This window comes from Microbulbifer agarilyticus (assembly GCF_019800665.1).
Lineage (GTDB): Bacteria > Pseudomonadota > Gammaproteobacteria > Pseudomonadales > Cellvibrionaceae > Microbulbifer > Microbulbifer agarilyticus_C.
Genome location: NZ_JAHVKO010000002.1, coordinates 103,342 through 122,229 on the forward strand (window position 1 = coordinate 103,342; position 18,888 = coordinate 122,229).

The 18,888-nt window shown below is 55.6% G+C and carries 19 protein-coding genes; 9 read left to right on the forward strand and 10 right to left on the reverse strand.

The window, feature by feature from the left end:
- Positions 1–40: 40 nt before the first annotated feature.
- The 4 genes from KUV22_RS04785 (at position 41) to KUV22_RS04800 (ending at position 4,037) form a co-directional block, all read left to right on the forward strand.
- Positions 41–1,510 carry an aminoacyl-histidine dipeptidase gene (locus tag KUV22_RS04785; protein ID WP_222228942.1) on the forward strand — a complete coding sequence of 490 codons (1,470 nt, stop codon included), beginning with the start codon at positions 41–43 and terminating at the stop codon, positions 1,508–1,510.
- A gap of 121 nt (positions 1,511–1,631) precedes the next feature.
- Positions 1,632–2,279, forward strand: coding sequence for an HAD family hydrolase (locus tag KUV22_RS04790; RefSeq protein WP_222228943.1), 648 nt, complete (start codon positions 1,632–1,634; stop codon positions 2,277–2,279).
- 127 nt (positions 2,280–2,406) lie between these two features.
- A complete protein-coding gene (gene rdgC / locus KUV22_RS04795) occupies positions 2,407–3,399 on the forward strand; it encodes a recombination-associated protein RdgC (RefSeq protein ID WP_222228944.1) in 993 nt (330 codons plus the stop codon).
- Between the two features lie 86 nt (positions 3,400–3,485).
- The gene (locus KUV22_RS04800) at positions 3,486–4,037 is read left to right on the forward strand and encodes a DUF4136 domain-containing protein (RefSeq protein WP_222228945.1); all 552 of its coding nucleotides are present in this window, start codon (positions 3,486–3,488) and stop codon (positions 4,035–4,037) included.
- A 76-nt stretch (positions 4,038–4,113) separates the two neighbouring features.
- Here the strand turns inward: KUV22_RS04800 and gndA are convergent, their stop codons facing one another.
- Positions 4,114–5,634: an NADP-dependent phosphogluconate dehydrogenase gene (gene gndA, locus KUV22_RS04805; protein ID WP_222228947.1), complete on the reverse strand. Its 1,521-nt coding sequence runs from the start codon at positions 5,632–5,634 to the stop codon at positions 4,114–4,116.
- 252 nt (positions 5,635–5,886) lie between these two features.
- Between gndA and KUV22_RS04810 the strand changes: the two genes are divergently transcribed.
- The 5 genes from KUV22_RS04810 to KUV22_RS04830 all read left to right on the forward strand — a co-directional run bounded on the left by KUV22_RS04810 (position 5,887) and on the right by KUV22_RS04830 (position 9,550).
- Positions 5,887–6,420: a PH domain-containing protein gene (locus tag KUV22_RS04810; protein ID WP_222228949.1), complete on the forward strand. Its 534-nt coding sequence runs from the start codon at positions 5,887–5,889 to the stop codon at positions 6,418–6,420.
- Between the two features lie 67 nt (positions 6,421–6,487).
- Positions 6,488–7,015, forward strand: a complete 528-nt coding sequence (locus KUV22_RS04815; protein WP_222228951.1) for a hypothetical protein — start codon at positions 6,488–6,490, stop codon at positions 7,013–7,015.
- 49 nt (positions 7,016–7,064) lie between these two features.
- The gene (locus KUV22_RS04820; protein WP_261319175.1) at positions 7,065–7,835 is read left to right on the forward strand and encodes an esterase/lipase family protein; all 771 of its coding nucleotides are present in this window, start codon (positions 7,065–7,067) and stop codon (positions 7,833–7,835) included.
- A 55-nt stretch (positions 7,836–7,890) separates the two neighbouring features.
- Complete coding sequence (locus tag KUV22_RS04825) at positions 7,891–8,472, forward strand: hypothetical protein (protein ID WP_222228955.1); 582 nt, start codon at positions 7,891–7,893, stop codon at positions 8,470–8,472.
- A gap of 43 nt (positions 8,473–8,515) precedes the next feature.
- Complete coding sequence (locus KUV22_RS04830; RefSeq protein WP_222228957.1) at positions 8,516–9,550, forward strand: mechanosensitive ion channel family protein; 1,035 nt, start codon at positions 8,516–8,518, stop codon at positions 9,548–9,550.
- A gap of 72 nt (positions 9,551–9,622) precedes the next feature.
- Here the strand turns inward: KUV22_RS04830 and KUV22_RS04835 are convergent, their stop codons facing one another.
- The 9 genes from KUV22_RS04835 to mazG all read right to left on the reverse strand — a co-directional run bounded on the left by KUV22_RS04835 (position 9,623) and on the right by mazG (position 18,867).
- The gene (locus KUV22_RS04835) at positions 9,623–10,630 is read right to left on the reverse strand and encodes a tryptophan--tRNA ligase (protein ID WP_222228958.1); all 1,008 of its coding nucleotides are present in this window, start codon (positions 10,628–10,630) and stop codon (positions 9,623–9,625) included.
- Between the two features lie 126 nt (positions 10,631–10,756).
- Complete coding sequence (locus KUV22_RS04840; RefSeq protein ID WP_222228959.1) at positions 10,757–11,842, reverse strand: tRNA-queuosine alpha-mannosyltransferase domain-containing protein; 1,086 nt, start codon at positions 11,840–11,842, stop codon at positions 10,757–10,759.
- Entirely contained in the window at positions 11,842–12,726 is an 885-nt protein-coding gene (locus KUV22_RS04845; protein WP_222228960.1) for an NAD(P)-dependent oxidoreductase, read from the reverse strand. Before KUV22_RS04845 ends, KUV22_RS04840 begins: the two co-directional genes overlap by 1 nt.
- A gap of 135 nt (positions 12,727–12,861) precedes the next feature.
- Entirely contained in the window at positions 12,862–13,662 is an 801-nt protein-coding gene (locus KUV22_RS04850; RefSeq protein WP_077404466.1) for an undecaprenyl-diphosphate phosphatase, read from the reverse strand.
- A gap of 23 nt (positions 13,663–13,685) precedes the next feature.
- Complete coding sequence (gene tsaB / locus KUV22_RS04855) at positions 13,686–14,429, reverse strand: tRNA (adenosine(37)-N6)-threonylcarbamoyltransferase complex dimerization subunit type 1 TsaB (protein WP_261319176.1); 744 nt, start codon at positions 14,427–14,429, stop codon at positions 13,686–13,688.
- A gap of 241 nt (positions 14,430–14,670) precedes the next feature.
- Positions 14,671–15,276, reverse strand: a complete 606-nt coding sequence (locus KUV22_RS04860) for a hypothetical protein (protein ID WP_261319178.1) — start codon at positions 15,274–15,276, stop codon at positions 14,671–14,673.
- A gap of 506 nt (positions 15,277–15,782) precedes the next feature.
- Entirely contained in the window at positions 15,783–16,802 is a 1,020-nt protein-coding gene (gene hemH / locus KUV22_RS04865; protein WP_222228963.1) for a ferrochelatase, read from the reverse strand.
- A gap of 327 nt (positions 16,803–17,129) precedes the next feature.
- A complete protein-coding gene (gene adk, locus KUV22_RS04870; protein ID WP_222228964.1) occupies positions 17,130–17,783 on the reverse strand; it encodes an adenylate kinase in 654 nt (217 codons plus the stop codon).
- 256 nt (positions 17,784–18,039) lie between these two features.
- Entirely contained in the window at positions 18,040–18,867 is an 828-nt protein-coding gene (gene mazG, locus KUV22_RS04875) for a nucleoside triphosphate pyrophosphohydrolase (RefSeq protein WP_222228965.1), read from the reverse strand.
- Between the last annotated feature and the right edge of the window lie 21 nt (positions 18,868–18,888).

Genomic DNA, 18,888 nt, shown 5'->3' on the forward strand with positions numbered 1-18,888 from the left:
GTTCGCTTTGTATCAGGCGGTCTCACCACAAGGAAAACACATGTCGAGCATCGCTGAACTGAACCCAACGCCCCTATGGAAACACTTCGCAAAGTTGTGCGAGATCCCGCGCCCGTCCAAGCATGAAGACCAGGTAGTGGCGTACATTGTCGATTTCGCGAAAGGTCGCGGGCTCGACGTCAAGCTAGATCAGGTCGGCAATGTAATCTTGAAGAAGCCCGCTACTCCGGGAATGGAAAATCGCAAAATTCTGGCGATGCAGAGCCACGTAGACATGGTGCCGCAGAAAAATGCCGACACCGAGCACGATTTCCTGACCGACTCCATCAAACCCTATGTGGATGGTGAATGGGTAACCGCAGAAGGCACTACCCTCGGCGCTGATAACGGCATCGGCGTGGCCGCGATTCTGGCATTAATGGAATCCACCGATATTCCGCATCCGCCGCTGGAAGCCCTGCTGACCATCGACGAGGAAGCGGGTATGACTGGCGCGAAACATCTGCAGCCAGGCCACTTTGAAGCGGACCTGTTGCTGAACCTCGATACCGAAGACGAAGGCGAGCTGTACGTGGGCTGTGCCGGCGGTGTCGATATCAATGTATCCCTGCCCTACACCGCAGAACCTCTACCCGCCGGCCATCAGGCGTTCAAACTGAGTGTACGCGGCCTGCGCGGCGGTCACTCCGGGCTAGATATCGACAAGGGACGAGGCAACGCCAATAAGATAGCCAACCGCATCATCGATGCCGCCCTGCAGCAAATTCCGGCACTGCGAATCGCCAGCCTCGATGGCGGCAGCCTGCGCAATGCGATTCCGCGCGAGTCGTTTTCCGTGATTACCGTGCCTGCGGAACAGGCGGCGCAGCTGCAGGAAATTTTCCAGCAGGCCACAGCAATCATCAAAGCGGAACTGGATAACGAAGCGAAATTGGATATCGCGCTGGAGACCACCGATGCACCGGCAAGTGTGTTGGATGCCGAAGCGCAGCTGAAGCTGATTCGTGCTATCCGCTGCTGCCCCAACGGCGTGGAGCGTATGAGCACTGCGCTCGAAGGCATTGCCGATACCTCCAACAACCTAGCGCGCGTCGTCACCGAAACCGAAAACGGCAACGCACAAGTGCGCATCCAGTGCCTGGTACGCAGCCTGTCAGACAGCGCACGTGATGAGCACGGGCTGAATGTGGCTGCAGCCTTCCAGCTGGCCGGCGCCAATGCCCTACTGGAAAATGACTACCCCGGCTGGACCCCAAACATGCAGTCGCCGCTGCTGGCGCTAATGAAGGATGTCTACAAGGATATGGAAGGTAGCGAGCCAGAGGTCAAAGTGATCCATGCCGGCCTCGAGTGCGGCCTGCTGGCCAAACCGTACCCTAACTGGGATATGGTTTCTTTCGGCCCCACCATTCGTCGCGCGCACTCGCCGGAAGAGCGCGTGCACATCCAGAGCGTGGCAAATTTCTGGGATTATTTTGTAAAGGTTGTTGGGGCAATTCCCAGCAACTAAACAGATCATCTTGTGCGAAAAAGCCCGGCTTCAAACCCGGGCTTTTTTGTATTCCCTACCCAGACAGGGGAAAATAGCGCGGCACGCTTCCCGCAACATCAAAAATAATCAGGAGCTTTCTATGGCACAGTACGAGTGGTTGCTTTTTGATCTGGACGGCACACTGAGTGATCCGGCGGTAGGCTTTGTAAACTGCATGAATCACGCATTGGTTTTCCACGACCAGGCACCGAGAGCGGCAGAAGAATTGACGCCCTACATTGGTCCTCCGCTGGAACACACGATCGGTAACCTCACGGGTAATACCAGCTATGCATTTGTCAGCTCCATGGTGGGCAAGTACCGGGAGCGCTATGGAGACACCGGCTACGCCGAAAACACCCTCTACCCAGGGGTGAACCAAATGCTGGAGACCCTGCGCGAAAACAAGAACGTTCGTCTCGGCGTTTGCACGTCCAAACGCGCCGACTTTGCCACTCGTATTCTCGAACAGTTCAACCTGTTGCCCTATTTTGAATTCGTCAGCGGCGGTGACGTAGGTATCGGGAAATGGCAGCAACTGGAAAAGCTGCTGGCGGAAAACACCATTAGCCGCAACACACTAATGATCGGCGATCGTCACTTTGACCTGAACGCCGCGCACAAAAATCACTTGAAGTCCGCGGGCGTACTCTGGGGCTATGGCTCCCGCGAAGAGCTGCAAGAGCATCAACCGGCTTACCTATTTGCGCGCCCGCAGGAAATTGGCGAGCAGTTTTGCCGAGCCTAGTCATCTGAGGCTGGTGACCAGCAATCCTGCTTTGGCCAGCGCATCTGCTGGCCCCTTTTTGCCGGCTGACGCATAATGCCCGGCCGCTTTAAGCATACTGATTAAAATACAGCGAACGGCCTGATCTATGTGGTTTAAGAACCTGCGCGTCTACCGCCTCACCCGAGAATTCACCCTGTCCGCGGAACAGCTCAACGAGATGCTGGAACCGGATACCTTCACCCCCTGCGGCAGCCAGGATATGGCGCGCTACGGCTGGGTACCCCCGCTGGGGCGTCACGGCACCGAGCTGGTACACGCCGCCAATGGCTACCTGATGGTATGCGCCAAGAAACAGGAAAAAGTGATCCCTGCGGCCGTGGTCAACGAGAAGGTTGAAGAAATGGCGCTGGCTATTTCTGAAAAAGAGGCCCGCAGTGTGGGCCGCAAGGAACGGCAGAACCTGAAGGATGAAGTGCTGCTGGAAATGCGACCAAAAGCCTTCGCCCGTTCGCGCCTGCAGTTTGCCTACATTGATCCCAAGGATAACTGGATCGTGGTCAACGCATCTTCCGCGAAAGCGGCGGAAGAGCTGCTGGAAAACCTGCGCGAAGCCATCAGCAGCCTGTCGGTGGTGCCGGTAGCCGCAAAGAATATCCCTCAGCAGTCCATGACCCACTGGCTGACAGCACCTGAAGCACCCACCAATTTCGAGTTTGGTCACGAGTGCGAGCTACGCGACCCGCAGGAGTCCGGCAGTGTCATCCGCTGTAAAAACCAGGACCTGTGCGCGGAGGAGATCCATAACCATCTCGTCGCTGGGATGCAGGTGCACAAGCTGGGGCTGGTGTGGCGCGACGGTGTCGAACTGATGGTGGACGATCAGCTGGCGATTAAGCGCCTGAAATTCAGTGACGAGGTTACCGAAAAAGCTGACAACGTCGATGCGGATAATGCTGCTCAGCGTTTCGACATTGAATTCTCGGTTATGACCCTCGAAATCTCTGCACTGCTGAAAGATTTGCTGGCCGCCTTTGGCGGGCTCAATACCGATACCGCCAACGTGGACGAAATCGTTGCCCGTGCCAGCCGCGAGGAACACGACCGGCAGGTGAGCAGCGAAGTGGAAGAAGTCGTTTGATGACTGTTTAGTTTCGCGTGTGAAAATGCGCCAATCCCGGTCTAGGCTGAACAGAACACCCTGTTTAATACCACCGGGATTGGCCTATGACCTTCCGTAAATTTTCCCTGTTTTCCCTGCTCCCGCTCACGATTACCGCGCTGCTAATACTCTGCGGCTGCGCCAACAACACCTCTTCTCAGCAGTCCGCCAGTATGGCCCAGTACCAAACCTTCGGGTTTGTTCCGCAAAACGGTACACCGAGCCGTGCCACCAGCCTCGCCCACAACGCCGTGTCGCAAGAGCTGATGTCTCGCGGCATGATGCCGAGCGATAACCCGGATGTACTGGTCAACGTGCATGTGTTCGCCAATCGTCAGGTGAAAATGCCGAGAAATTCGAACCTCGGCTTTGCCGCCGCGCGCTATCCATATCTCGAGGAGTACTACAACAACCTGCCTCCCGGCTATCACGCTAACGTTAGCCAATACACCGAGGGCCACCTGACGGTAGACATACTGGATACTCGACAAAAGCGTGTGGTCTGGCGCGGCCAGGCCAACAAGCCAGTAACGCGCAGAGTACTCAACAACCCCACCCGCGCGATGGATCAGGCCGTGGGAGAAGCTTTCCGCAGCTTCCCGTCGCAACGGCGCTAAGCGCACCGACACTCAAATTATTCACACAAAAAAATGGCCGCTAGTAGCGGCCATTTTCATTTACTAAAGCTAGCAATCACAATTTTTGCATCGGTCGGCCAGGCTCACTCCACAATACGTGGTACTTCTCCTGCTCAGGCTTGTCCACACGTGAGAAAGTGTGTGCACCGAAGAAATCGCGCTGCGCCTGCAGCAGGTTTGCCGGCAGGGATTCGCGGCGGAAGGCATCGTAGTAGCTGAGCGCCGAGGACAGTGCCGGAACCGGGATACCACCGATGGTGGCGTCGGCCACCGCACGGCGCCAGTTACCCTGGTGCTCGGCAATCTGCTGGATAAAGAAATCGTCCAGCAGCAAGTTAGACAGCTTCACATCGCGCTCGTATGCATCGCTGATGGACTGCAGGAACACCGCGCGAATGATACAGCCGGCACGCCAGATTCTGGCAATTTCAGCAAAGTTCAATTGCCAGCCCTGCTCCCGCGCCGCCAGCTTCATCAGGTCGAAACCCTGAGCGTAAACGCAAATCTTGGCGCAGTAGAGTGCATCGTGCAGCTGCTCGATGACTTCCTTGCGCCTTTCTTCTGCAACCGGGGCAATTTCCGGGCCGATCAGTTTTTTCGCCGCGCGTCCGCGCAATACCTTGCGGGTGGAAAGTGAACGGGCAAATACCGCTTCCGCAATACTTGGCGCGGGGCAACCAACTTCCAGTGCACTAACCGCCGTCCACAGACCGGTGCCCTTCTGGCCCGCACGATCGAGAATCACATCGACCAGTGGCTCGCCGGTTTCTGTATCGCGGGTATCCAGAACTTCGGCACTGATATCAATCAGATAGCTGTTCAGCACACCCTTGTTCCACTCGCGGAACACGGCGGCAATTTCACTGGGGGTCATTTCCAGCGCACTGCGCATCACGTCATAGACTTCGCAGATCATCTGCATATCGGCGTACTCAATGCCGTTATGCACCATTTTGACGAAGTGTCCCGAGCCGATAGGGCCAATATAAGCGGCACAGGGCTCGCCCTCTTTTACTGGGTTACCAGGCTCGAAACGCTCGATTGGCTGGCCGCTTGCGGGGTCAACCTTTGCGGCGATCGCATGCCAGACCGGCTCGATGCGCGCCCAGGCATAGCGGTCACCACTGGGCATCAGGGACGGCCCGAAACGTGCCCCTACTTCACCGCCAGAAACTGCCGTGGTGAAGAAGATAAGCTTGCCCTCGTAACGCTTGCAGCGCTGTACCGAGTCGGTCCACAGGCTGTTGCCAGTGTCGATGACAATATCGTCGGCCTGCAGACCGGCATCCAGCAGCTTGTTGCAGACATCATCGACCGGGGCACCGGCCGGCACGGACAGAATCACCAGGTGGGGCGCCTTGGTACGGGACAGCAGCTCCGTGTAGGAGTTACACACTTCAACCCGCGGAGGCTGATCACCGCGCTCTTTAGCATCCTGCTCCAACAGATCTTCCAGACGGCTATGGTCCAGATCGAAGGCACACACGCGGTATCCGTTGTCCACCAGGTTGAGGATCAGGTTTTTCCCCATCACGCCGGCGCCAATAAAGCCGATATCGCATAGTGTTTCTGACATGTAGTTCTCCAGTGCGCAGGAATCTTGTGTTGCCGCGGGGTTCGCCCGAACGCCGCCGCTCGCTCAAAGGGCGCGGAGTATAGCAATCGAACCGGCGCTGCGGGAGCGCATTTTGACAATGGGGCCATTGTAGTAGCACCACAGGGCATTCACCGGTTTCTCACACCGGGGAAGCGAGGGTACACTTCAGCCCTGACCGACGAGCCGAGAACTATTCTTGAGCCGTTTCATGCTTTTAAGAGACCTATGACGATGCCCGAGCAGTCCCCCAAGTTGAAACCGGCACGCTTTAATGCCCCCTGGAGCAGAGAGCTGAAGCTACTGACGCTTCTGGCGAGTGTCATTCTGATCGGGATCAGCACGCTTCTACTGGTAAAGGAGCCCGAGCAGTCACCACCCTTGTACCACCTGGGAATCTGGCTACCACTGGTGCTGCTGGTGCTATGCGCACTGTTTACCGTAAGGGGGTATCAGCTGGAGGGTGACCACCTGCTGGTACTGCGCCCTGGTTGGCGTAGCCGGGTTTCATTGCGCGGGCTGCAATCGGTAACCCTGGATGCGAAGGCAATGGACGATTCCATCAAGCTATTCGGTAACGGCGGATTGTTCAGTTATCTGGGACTGTTTCGCAACAAAAAGCTCGGGCGCTATCGTGCCTACGCCACCGACGCGGCAAAGGCCGTAGTCATTAAACTCCCAACCTCGACGGTGGTGGTTACCCCAGACAAGCCGCAGCTATTTGTGCAGGTCGCACAGAAACTGGCAGGCTCCACAGTGACCTCGTAACACTTGTCTCAAGCCTTTCCGGCCGAGACTTTGCCACCAAATGTTGGCGCTGAACTACACTCAGTGAATGCAGAATTACAGCGACGATCCGAATAGAGAGCACGCCATCCCTCGCCTACAGATTGCAGCACTCATTTGCCTGCTGGTGGCGAGTTGGCTGAGCCTGGCCGGGGAATCGCGTACCGAACCCCTGCAGTTTGCCAAGGGTGCCACCGGCGCTTCCGTTTCCGGAAAAATCCAGGGCTATGACGGCGTCAACTACACCCTCGCTGCAAAGGCCGGGCAGCAGATGACGATATCGCTCACCTCCCCTCATACCGCCACCTACTTCAACGTTTACGGCCCTGGTACCGGCCCCGGTGATGCAGCAATCTTTATTGGGTCAATCAAAGGCGAGCGTTTTTCCGAAAAGCTTGCCACCAGCGGCACTTACACGATCCAGATCTATATGATGCGCAGTGCGGCCCGCCGCAACGAGTCAGCGCCGTTTACGCTGCAAGTGGAAATTGATAGCAAACGCAGTAGCCGTTCGCGCAAGGAGAAAAATCCGAGTCGCCTCGCTGCTTCATTTGACCCAGAGTCTGACGGGAGTTAACGTCTGGGTACTTGAGTATCTACCCCGAGAAATGGAATTCTTGAACACCATGAAACCCCTGTTGCCCGCGCTCTCTATCGTCACACTTATACTTTCGCTGCCTTCCTCCGCGCTCGCCGGAGACTGCGTGATTCTGTTGCACGGCCTCGCGAAATCCGACCATTCCATGCAAAAGCTGGATTCCTCGCTTGCCGAAGCAGGGTTCGCTACGGTCAACGTGGATTACCCCTCCACCGATCACCCCATCGAAAAGCTGGCGGGCCCAGCCATTGCACCCGCTTTGGACCGCTGTGCGGAGCTGTCCGGCAAAGAACATAACCAAAGCAAAGTACATTTTGTTACCCACTCCATGGGAGGCATTCTGGTTCGCCAGTACCTCGGCAAAGTGAAAGTCGAAAACCTTGGGCGGGTAGTGATGCTCGGCCCACCTAATGCGGGTAGCGAAGTCGTGGACAACCTGGGAAGTTTTCCGGGCTTTCAGTTTATGTTTGGCGAAGCGGGGCTGCAGCTGGGCACAGGCAAAATGAGCGTTCCCAACAAGTTAGGTGCAGCGAACTTTGAGCTCGGTATTATCGCCGGCACCCGCAGTATCAACCCGATTCTCTCCACTATGCTTCCGGAAAAGGATGACGGTAAAGTCACCGTTGCCAGGACCCGTCTGGAGGGAATGAAAGACCACATTGAAATGCCTGTCACCCACGTATTCATGATGAAAAATCGCAAAGTAATCGCGCAGGTGATTCACTTTCTAAAGCGCGGCACCTTCATGCGCGAAGTATCATCTCTCCAAAGCGGCATTAACCCGAAATCGCGCGACTAATTTTGAGCTCGACAGCCTACACTTTTGGATCTTTCCGTTACCGGCAGGATCTTCAGTGCAGCGTCCGTCATCGCTCTCCAGCGCTATCAATACGCCCAGAACCCGTGATGCCTTCCCGAGTGCTGCATACCAATTAGCAATCTCTCGTGCTGCGTGGCAACTTCGTCACAGCCTGCTCATATTGCTCGTGTATCTGTCCAGCCATGCCGTATACGCCGATGTGAACCAGGCTCCGCCAACAGTCGGGGGCACAGGATCACAGTCAGCGCAGCACCGCAGCGCACACATCAAACCGGCAAAAATCCAGTTAAGCGAGAACAGTGAGAATCAGCTTGTCGCGAATGGCATAAAGGGCTCCCTCCAGGGTGAGCGCACCCGGGAATACCTTTTCGCTGCAAATACCGGACAACAGCTGCAACTGAATATCTTGAGCGATCATGCGCTAGTGGGGTTTCGTATCACCGCGCCTGCATCAACACGTGCTCTCCACGAAAGTCGCGGCAGAAAAAGCAGTTATTCCGTGACCTTACCGCGCGATGGCACCTATCGGATAGTGGTCTTTCTTATGGAAGCTGCTGCCAAGAAGGACGAGCGCGCTGATTTCACCCTGAACATTCGAATCAGTAACCCGGGATGACATTTCCACGAACGAAATAACGCTCGGAGTAGCATTCAACACCGTGCAAGAACAATCGCAAGACACAGCTACGCAAATTGATGCAGATCTAAGCCAGGCTATCGGTCAGGTAGACAATTGGGTCGACAGTGCGGTCAAACTACTGCCAAATTTTGCCGTAGCGCTCGTTGTACTAGTGGTCTTCTATTGCGTCGGCGCTTTCCTGCGCTTTCTGGTCCATCGCTATCTAAACCGCCGCAATCGCTCCAATTTAGGTGAGGTGCTTGGCAGCCTCGTAAAGTGGGGAGTTATCCTCGCTGGGCTGTTAATCGCCGCCACGGTCGTCATGCCCAGCTTGAAGCCGGGAGACCTGATTGCTGGTCTCGGAGTCGGGTCTGTAGCAATCGGCTTTGCCTTCAAGGATATTCTGCAGAATTGGCTGGCTGGCCTATTGATCTTGATCCGGCAGCCATTTGAGGTTGGAGACCAAATCCAGGTTGCTGACTTCGAAGGCACCGTAAAACGCATTGAAACCCGGGCCACCATTATCAATACCTACGATGGGCAGAGAATGGTAATCCCAAATAGCGATATCTACACCAGCGCTATTCTGGTGAAAACAGCGCGCTCAATGCGAAGAAGCGATTTCGACATCGGCATTGGCTACAGTGACCGGATCGACAAAGCCTGTGGCGTGATTTTGGAAACATTACAAGGAATTGAAGGGGTGGCCCAGAAACCGGCCCCAGAGGCCCTCCCCTGGGGCCTGGAAGCAAGCTGGGTCACGATTCGCGCCCGCTGGTGGACCAACAGCTTGCAAACGGACGTCACCCATGTGCGGGCTCAGTTTATCGAAAGAGTCAAAACCGCGCTCGACGAGGCTGGTATCGACATGCCCTTCGAAACTCAGGTCCACCTGTTCCATGACCAGACCGATGAAACCGATGAAACCGATGGAGAACGCGGAGTACAGCGCGAGGGATGGCCAAAGGGCAAGCAAGCCTCCCCGCGGGCGCGGTGGAAGGCCAAGGTGGAAACCAAGGGCGACTGCCAAGGGAACAGCCAGGCGACAAAAGCACAGCCACGAAATCGCGGTTAACTCCCTTGATCAGCGGTGCTTTAACGTTGAAAGCCGCCCCCTACTTTGAGGGAGCAGCAATTGGTGTCGGGTTTAGCCGATTTTGCGGATGCCCACCGCTTCACGTAGCTTCTTAAGGAAGGGCGCGGAGTAAGCGCGAGCTTTTTCTGCGCCCTTCTCCAGCTCAACCTCAATTTGGGCCGGGTTGGCCAACAAAGCCTCGTAACGTTCACGGGCTTCGCCCACTTGGCCATTGATCAATTCAAACAGCTGCTTTTTGGCCTCTCCCCAGGCAATACCATCAGCAAACGCCTGACGCATTTCGGCGGTCTGCTCCGGAGTGGCAAATGCTTGCCAGATCTGGAAGACCGTTGAGGTATCCGCATCCTTCGGCTCGCCGGGCTCCAGCAGGTTGGTCTTGATCTTGTTGATGTGCTTTTTCAGCTTCTTCTCGGGCAGGAACAATGGAATCGTATTGCCATAGCTCTTGCTCATTTTTCGACCATCGAGCCCCTGCAAAACGGATACGTGCTCGTCCACCACTGCTTCCGGCAGCGCGAAATGTTCGCCGTAGTGGTGATTGAACCGCGCAGCAATATCACGCGCCATCTCGATGTGCTGAATCTGGTCCTTGCCCACCGGAACCTTGTTTGCGTTGAACATAAGAATGTCCGCTGCCATCAGGATCGGGTAGCTGTACAGGCCCATATTGATGCCGAAGTCGGAATCCTGGCCGTCATCGCGGTTAGCGTCGACCGCCGCCTTGTACGCGTGCGCACGATTCATCAGGCCCTTGGCGGTCTGACAGGTCAGCAGCCAGGTAAGTTCTGGAATCTCCACGATGTCCGACTGGCGGTAAAACACCACATTATCGGTATTCAGCCCCAGAGCCAGCCAGGTCGCGGCGATTTCCAGAGTCGACTGGTGCACCAGCTCCGGATCCTGACACTTGATCAGCGCGTGGTAATCCGCCAGGAAGTAGAACGACTGGTTGTCAGCGTCCTGGCTGGCCTCAATTGCCGGGCGTATCGCGCCCACATAGTTACCCAGGTGAGGTGTGCCTGTCGTCGTAATCCCGGTAAGAACCCGCTGTTTCTTCATAGCTGTGAACATTCCAACTGAAAACTTGTATCCGGCGCACTCATTGCGCGGGGCGCTATGATACCGGCTTAACGATTCAGACTAAACCAGCCAGATAATGTATCGAGCACTATCACCCAGAGAGTGTTAGGGTCCGCACGCAGCTCGTATTGCGTTCTCGTAGGGCTCCCGCCAGTTATCCCAACCATAGTGGGCCATCGGCACCGGCTCCAGTGTCCCTCCCCGCTGTTTTATCGACTGCAGGGCAAGCATCCGTTGAACAGCCCCAGCCGCCGACTCATACAAGCAGGACGCCGGATAAATTTCAGGATAAGCCATGGAATGCGGCACGAGCGGGATTGCGCCCAGAGCTGTCGCCTCCATTACCGCCAATCCTTGAAACTCGTGATACGCAGTGGAAAGAAATACATCACTGACGGCAAGTATCTTGCGATACTCCTCAAGGCTTTCAACAAAACCTACCTGCAGTAAGCGATGCGCAAATCGATCCTGAATTTCTATTAGTTCCGATGGCACTTTGCGAAACGACTGACCGAGCAAATTCAGCCGATAATCAACTCCGGCAGTCTCCAAACTTTCCAAAATACTCAGCAGGCGATCCGGCCCCTTATCGTATTCCCAACGCGCGGCCCAGCTGATGGTGAAGTAATCCGGTTTTCCGCCACTACCATAGGCGAAATTAAACAGTTCCTGCTCCAGTGGTACCGGCATCACAAGACTACGCGTGGCGACATGCTCCATAACCTGAGGAGGAACACAATCCGGTAGCTTATTCAGGAGGGTCGCCGCACCCTCGAGAAAGGTGCGGCGATTGAATTCAGAGTTGAACACAACACGATCGCCACACAAAGCGGTATAGAGATTGAGTATTTGTGGCTCCACCGACTGGTGGGCGAGACCGGTTTTCGGGTAGGCAAACTGATTTTCGTGAAAATAAACCAGAGTAGGAAGAGCCGCCAGTGCGGGAACCAACCCGCGTAATGCAGATAGGTCAGTCATCGATGTGGCAATCACTAAGTCATATGACTGCTCGAGTGTCACCCGCTCTGGCCCCATCGCCCAACTCAGGCTATTGCCACGTATACGCCAACTGAAATAGCGTGCAGGCAAGGTGAGCACCGTCCATTCCCAACCGGGGAAGGCAGCCACCAGCCCGCGCCGCCAGCGCTTGTGACTTTCCGCATCGTAGGCTGACAGCAGTAAAACTCGCATCAGTCGAACTTACGCACGTTCTCCAGGCGGGCGAACAGGCTCGACGTATCCCAACGCCCCCCGCCAAGCGCTTGCACTTCGCTGTAGAACTGATCCACCAGTGCAGTCACAGGCAATAGAGCGCCATTACGTCGAGCCTCGTCTTGGACAATCGCCAGATCTTTACGCATCCAATCCACGGCAAAGCCGTGCTCGTAATCGCCCGCAAGCATGGTTTTATAGCGGTTTTCCATTTGCCAGCTTTGTGCGGCGCCTTTGGAAATCACCTCCACTACCTGCTCCGGATCAAGGCCTGCGGCGCGGGCGAAGTGCAGCCCTTCCGACAAACCCTGTACCAATCCGGCAATGCATATCTGATTCACCATCTTGCACAGTTGACCACTACCCACCGGTCCGAGCAGGTTTACTGCGCGCGCATAGCAATCCAGTAAAGGTTTGGCCCTCAGAAAATCTGCTTCGCTACCACCGACCATGATCGTGAGCGCCCCGTTTTCGGCACCCGCCTGACCGCCGGATACCGGTGCATCCAGAAAGCCAAGCTGATGTTCCGCGGCCTTGTCTGCCAGCTCACGCGCCACATTAGCGGACGCGGTAGTGTGATCCACAAACAGACTCCCCGGCGCCATGCCAGCAAACGCGCCGTCTGGACCCACCGTTACCTGACGCAGGTCATCATCGTTACCGACACAGGCAAAAACGATTTCAGCCCCTTCTGCGGCCTTGGCAGGCGTCGCAAACGCTTCCCCCTGATACGCTTCAAGCCACCGGCTGGCCCGACTCCCGGTACGGTTGTAAATCCGAACCTGGTACCCGGCCCGGGAAAGGTAGCCCGCCATGGGGTAACCCATGACACCAAGGCCGATAAACGCGACAGTTGCCTTCATAGTTACTCCAGGGTCGAAGTTGTGCGGATCAGAGTTGTGCAAGTCAGAGTTGTGCAAGTCAGAGTTATGCGGGTCAGAGTTTCCCGGTCAACGCTGTGCAATCCTTTGCCCTGACCGAGCCAGCTACTAGCGGATTCAAGCTGAGACAATCAACCAGATCAGTACCGCACCCAACAGCAAGCGATAAATGGCGAAAGGTGCCATACCGATGCGACTAATAAACTGCAGGAAAAAGTGGATACACAGATAGGCACTAATCCCGGACAGGATCACACCAAGGAAAATACTACCCCAGGGCACCGCTTGCGTATCGAGCAGCTCAAGGGTCAGCAGCAGCGCGCTCAAGGCGATAACTGGGATCGACATCAAGAAAGAAAAGCGTGCTGCCGCTTCCCGTTTCATGCCCAACATTAACCCGGCCGTCATGGTAATACCGGAGCGCGAGGTCCCGGGGATAAGCGCCAGGGCCTGTGCAGCACCGATCATCAGCGCCTTTTTCCAGTTCAGCTTGGACAAACCATCGAGTCGTTTACCGTAGACGTCTGCCCACCACAGCAACAGGCCAAAGATAATCGTGGTAGCCGCAATAACAGCCGATGACCGCAGGTGAGTTTCAATAAAGTCTTTAAACGCGAGGCCCACCAATCCGGCGGGAATGGTAGCCAGAACGATAAGCCAGGCGAGCCGCCCCTCATCGCTGAACTGCCCGGTTTTAAAGCCTCCCAGGCCATCGCAGATCAAATGCCAAACGTCCTTGCGGAAGTAAATAAGTACCGCCATCAAAGAACCAAAATGCACGGCCACATCAAACGCCAAGCCCTGATCCGGCCAACCCAGTACCTGATTCGGCAAGATCAAATGCGCGGAGCTGGAAATGGGCAGAAATTCGGTAATCCCCTGAATAAGGGCGAGGATAACAATCTGAAAGGTTTCCATACTATTTCAACTGCATAAAACGATTATTTGGATGGTCTAATCCGCTCGCGCTTTTTCCAGGTAACTTCGTTACGCAGGTAAGCGGGTTGCAGTGTATCGGCGGTGAGCTGCTTTCCTTGCTGCCACAAATCCGCAGCGAGCACAGCAATATCCTGCGCGTGAATACCAGCATCCAGCTGCAGTGCTCGAGGGTTCAACGCAGCGAGTTCTGAGTAGCTCCAACCGGGACCTGCCGCGAGCAGCGCAGATTCACCGCGTTCCACGTCGGACTCATCCGCTGTCACATAGCCGGCAGACTCTAAAGAAGCAATCACCTGCTCCGGGGATGACACCTGATCCGGTAACAGCGCCTGCCCGGGATTAGCCACATCATACAATCCCCAATACACCTCTTGCATACGGGCATCCAGTGCGGCCAAAACAGGCATTTCTAATGCCGACCATTCCGGATTCTCTCGCACGGCACCCAGAGCCAGTGCAGCCAAGCTAGAAACAGGGACAACCGGAAGGTCCGCAGAGAACGCCAGCCCCTGTACGCAGCTAATCGCGATACGCAGGCCAGTAAACGAGCCGGGCCCCTGGCTCACTGCCAGGCTGTCCAGCTGAGCCAGGCTGTATCCGCTCTCGCCCAATACCTGCTCCACCATCGGCAGCAGCCTGCGGGTATGGTCACGCTCGGCCCGGACAAACGTCTCTTTTACCTGCCCCTGGTCATACAGGGCCACAGAACAGGCACCGGAGGTAGTATCGACTGCCAGGATTTTCAACGGATAGAGCCCCATTTCGGTGAGATCAAAGTAAACGGCTACAAACGCCGCCGGCCATGGGTATCCGACGCTTTGCTGGCTGCAGAGACGTGGGAGCTCGGCCTAAGAGATTGGGGACGAATTGTGGCATGGCCAGCGGCAAACGCAACCGGCGAAATGGGGAAATAAAAAAGCCCCGGGGTTTGGCCCCGGGGCTCTCATCACAGTCTAGCCCCCATGCGCCTGTGCAAGGGGTTACCAATCAAGCCTTCTTCGGCGGACGACCACGGCGCGCGCCGGCTTTTTTAGCCGCTGCCTTTGGCGGACGCCCACGACGGGCAGCCTTCTTCGGTGCCGACTTGGCCGCTTTCTTGGTTACCTTCTTAGCTGCTTTCTTGGCAGCTTTCTTGGCCGGTTTCTTGGCTGCTGCCTTTTTCGCTGCGGCCTTCTTGGGGCGCCCGACGGCTTTTTTTATCGCAGCTTTGGCGGCAGATTTTTTGGCTGCGATTTTCTTTTTCGCCTTCTTCGCGGCCTTTTTCGCTTCCGCTTTAGCTTTGGTCAGGGCTTTCTTCTCTAACGCCTTGGCCTTAGCTGCTGCCTTCTTAGCCGCGGCTTTTACTTTGGCTGTTGCCTTCTTCTCGGCGGCTTTTACTTTCTTGGCATCAGCCTTGGCCCGTGTCTTTTTCCAGCGTGCTTCAAATGCCTTTAATGCCTTATCCAAATCCTTATCGGCATTAGTAGACAACTTCTCTGCCAACTCTGAAACAGCCTTCTTCGCCGACTCTTCCGCCTGACGAACGGAATCCATCGCATTTGCCTTGGCAAGACCGAGTTTTGCCACCGCCAGCTTGGCGCGCAGCTCACGCAACTTGCTATTGGCAGATGCGAGTGAATTCTTTGCTGCTGCGGTATTGGATTTTTGTACCCGGGCGCGCGCTTTGCCTACACGATCCAACTGCGCATCCAGAGCTTTCGCCGCAGAATCAACCGCTTTCTGCGCTTTGGTTACCACCGGTGAGGCGGTAGCTGCGGCTTTGGCGGCCGGTTTTGCTACCCGTTTTGCCTTGGCCTTTTTCTTTGCGACTCGTGCCATCCCTAGTCTCCTTTCTCTATATGAGAAGTCACTGTGAACACTGAAGTGTGTTTCGACCAACTTTGAACAATTGAGAGCAGCCCAGCCATTAAAAATGACGCGGCTGTATCAAAGTTAATAAAAAAAGGAGGGTTTGCAAGAAAAAAAGATTAAAAACAACCAAAAAACACAAAATTATTGGATATTTTTTGGGTTTCAACGGATTTTTTACAAATTTTCCGTTGAAACCTCACACGAAATAGTCAGGCGGACGCCGTATCAGGAAAAGAAAATTTTAAAACTCATGCATTTGTTTGATGAAAAACGGCCGCAGGCAATCGATCGCGTACAATAGCCTCCAGAGCTTGCATATGATCCGCACGGGCGTTGAGTGCAGGAATGTATCGGTACTCCGCACCACCCGCATCAATAAAGTTAGCGCGATTCTCCACCGCGATTTCTTCCAGAGTCTCCAAACAATCTGCCGAAAACGCCGGACAAATGACATCGACACTGGCAACGCCGTTTTGCCCCCACTCAATCAGAGTTTTATCGGTATAGGGCTGCAACCATTCCGCTTTACCAAAGCGGGATTGAAAAGTGATTTCCCATTTGTCTCTCGGAAGCTGCAGGGATTCCGCCAAGAGTTCCGCGGTGCCGCAGCAATGCTGGTAATACGGGTCGCCCTTGCGGACATTCGCCTTGGGAATCCCGTGAAAAGACATCAGGAGCTTTTCTGCGGCACCGTGTTTTGCCCAATGTTCACGTACAGAATTCGCCAACGCCGCGATATACCCTGGGTGTTGCCAGTATTCGTGCACCACCGAGATATCGGGAACATTGCGCGATGCGCGTATGATGTCCGCCACCTGATCGTAGATAGCGCCCGTAGTGGTCGCGGAGTATTGCGGGTAAAGCGGCAATAGGGTGAACCCAGATACACCCTCTTCCTGTAGCCGTGACACGGTCTCTTTCAGGGACGGAGCCCCGTAGGTCATCGCGTAGGTCACGGTAAATTGCCCCTGCGCCACCGCATCGAGTCGCTGCTGTAAAAGGGCCACCTGCCGCTGTGTGTAATAGGTGATTGGCGACCCGGTAACGGCCTCACCGTCGAGCCCTTGCCCCCATATCTCGCGATACGCTGGGGCGATCTTGGCCGGCCGGAACGGCAGAATGAACAAATTCAGAATCATCGCCCAGATTGGCCGAGGAATTTCTACAACCCGCTGGTCGGACAGGAAGTCCCGGAGAAACTGCCGAACCCCACTTGGGGTTGGCTCCGCAGGGGTGCCCAGGTTCATCAGGATAATCGCATGCGCCATGTTGCAATGGGCTCCTTTTGGTCTTGCAGACCCCACTTCAGATCTCTTGAGGCCAGCGAATGTAGCGCAGCCACCGAGCAGGGTTCAGCGAAATTTTACAAGCTTCTGGTTCGCGGTAAACCCACTGTTCGGAGGGTCAATTGCCTTGAGATGGATCGAACCACAACCCTATACACCCCGATCACCCGTTTGGATTAACGCCGGCGGCCAAAATATCGCTGCATAAAAAAAGCTCCCGAAGGAGCTTTATGTTACTGCACTCTGTTGCCGCAAAGGTGCGAAAGCAGCGCGAAACAGAATGTGCAGCTATCGGAGAGAGCACAGAGCTTAGCTCAGCGCTTCAATCACTTTTTCGCGGATCTCGTCCATGGAGCCTACGCCTTCTACCTTGCTGTACTTGGGCGCAGTTTCCGGCGCACGCTGCGCCAGTTCACGATAGAAACCAACCAGCGGTTCGGTCTGCTCGTGGTAAACCGACAGACGGTTGCGCACAGTTTCTTCGGTGTCATCGGCACGCTGTACCAGCGCCTCACCGGTTACATCGTCCACACCTTCGTTCTTGGGCGGGTTGTACACCAAGTGGTATACACGGCCAGAACCTTCGTGCACGCGACGACCCGACAGGCGCTGAACGATTTCTTCATCATCCACGGCAATCTCAAGCACGTTGTCGATGGATACATCTGCATCCAGCAACGCCTGGGCCTGAGGGATGGTACGAGGGAAACCGTCGAACAGGAAGCCATTCGCACAGTCGTCCTGAGCAATACGCTCCTTGACCAGAGCAATAATCAGATCGTCGGAAACCAGTTTGCCTGCGGCCATAACGTCTTTGGCTTCCAATCCCAGCGGTGTGCCGGCCTTGACGGCAGCACGCAGCATGTCGCCAGTAGAAATCTGAGGAATTCCAAACTTCTCGGTGATGAACTGGGCTTGAGTCCCTTTACCGGCGCCAGGCGCGCCCAGAAGTATGATTCGCATAAACAGATAGTCTCCAGATCATGCCGAGGCCATTATTGGTTGTTCCGGACAGGTGATTCCGGCGGCGCCCCGAGAAAAGAGCGCTACCTTACACTTTGCCCCAACACAGGACAAGCCCGCATGTGGTCAGGCCGAATTTGGTAATTTTTTTACAATTTGGCCATCAATTAAAGCAGATCGCCACCAAAATGGCGAAAATTTAAACAGAAAAAACCAAGGCGTAGAGCGCGGCCCAAGCCAAGTAATCTGCCAAGCGTTACGCCTCTGCGGGGTCACTCCCAGCGCTTTTCGCTGCGTCCCAGAGCCTGTCCAGCTCCTCCAGAGAAACGTCGGTGGGCTGCAGGTCCCGAGCCCGCAGCGCGGCCTCCACTGCACCAAAGCGCTGCTCAAACTTTCGATTGCTCTTGCGCAAGGCACTTTCTGGGTCTTGCCTCAGATGACGCGCCACATTGACACAGGAAAACAACAGGTCTCCGAGCTCTTCGCTGGTATGCTCGCGGTCACCGCTAGCGATTGCCTCGCGCAGCTCACGCAATTCCTCTTCGACCTTGCCAAGCACGCCGTCGATTTCCGGCCAATCGAAGCCGACTTGTGAAGCACGTTTTTGCAGCTTCGCCGCTCGGGTGAGTGCCGGCAATCCAGTGGCCACGCCGTCCAGAGTGCCGCCCTCTCCCTTCTCCTGCCTTTCCGCAGCCTTAATCGCTTCCCAGTTCGCCTTTACCTGCTGTTCGTCGATCTCCGCGGTGGCGTTTTCTCCGTAGAGTTCACCCGACGGAAATACATGCGGGTGCCTGCGCACCAGCTTACGTACCAGAGTGTCGACAACACGGGTGAAGTCAAAGTGCCCCTCTTCACGCCCGAGTTGCGCATAGAAGATTACCTGAAACAGCAAATCGCCGAGTTCTTCGTGCAGGTGTTCAAAATCTTCCTGCTCGATCGCCTCAGCAACTTCGTAAGCCTCCTCGATCGTCGAGGGTACGATGGTGGCGAAGCTCTGCTTGAGATCCCAGGGGCAACCGCCATCCGGGTTCCGCAGCTGAGCCATCAGGTACTGCAGATCTTCAACGCTGTAGTTTTGCTTCATTTTCCGCGCCTTCCAGTCCGC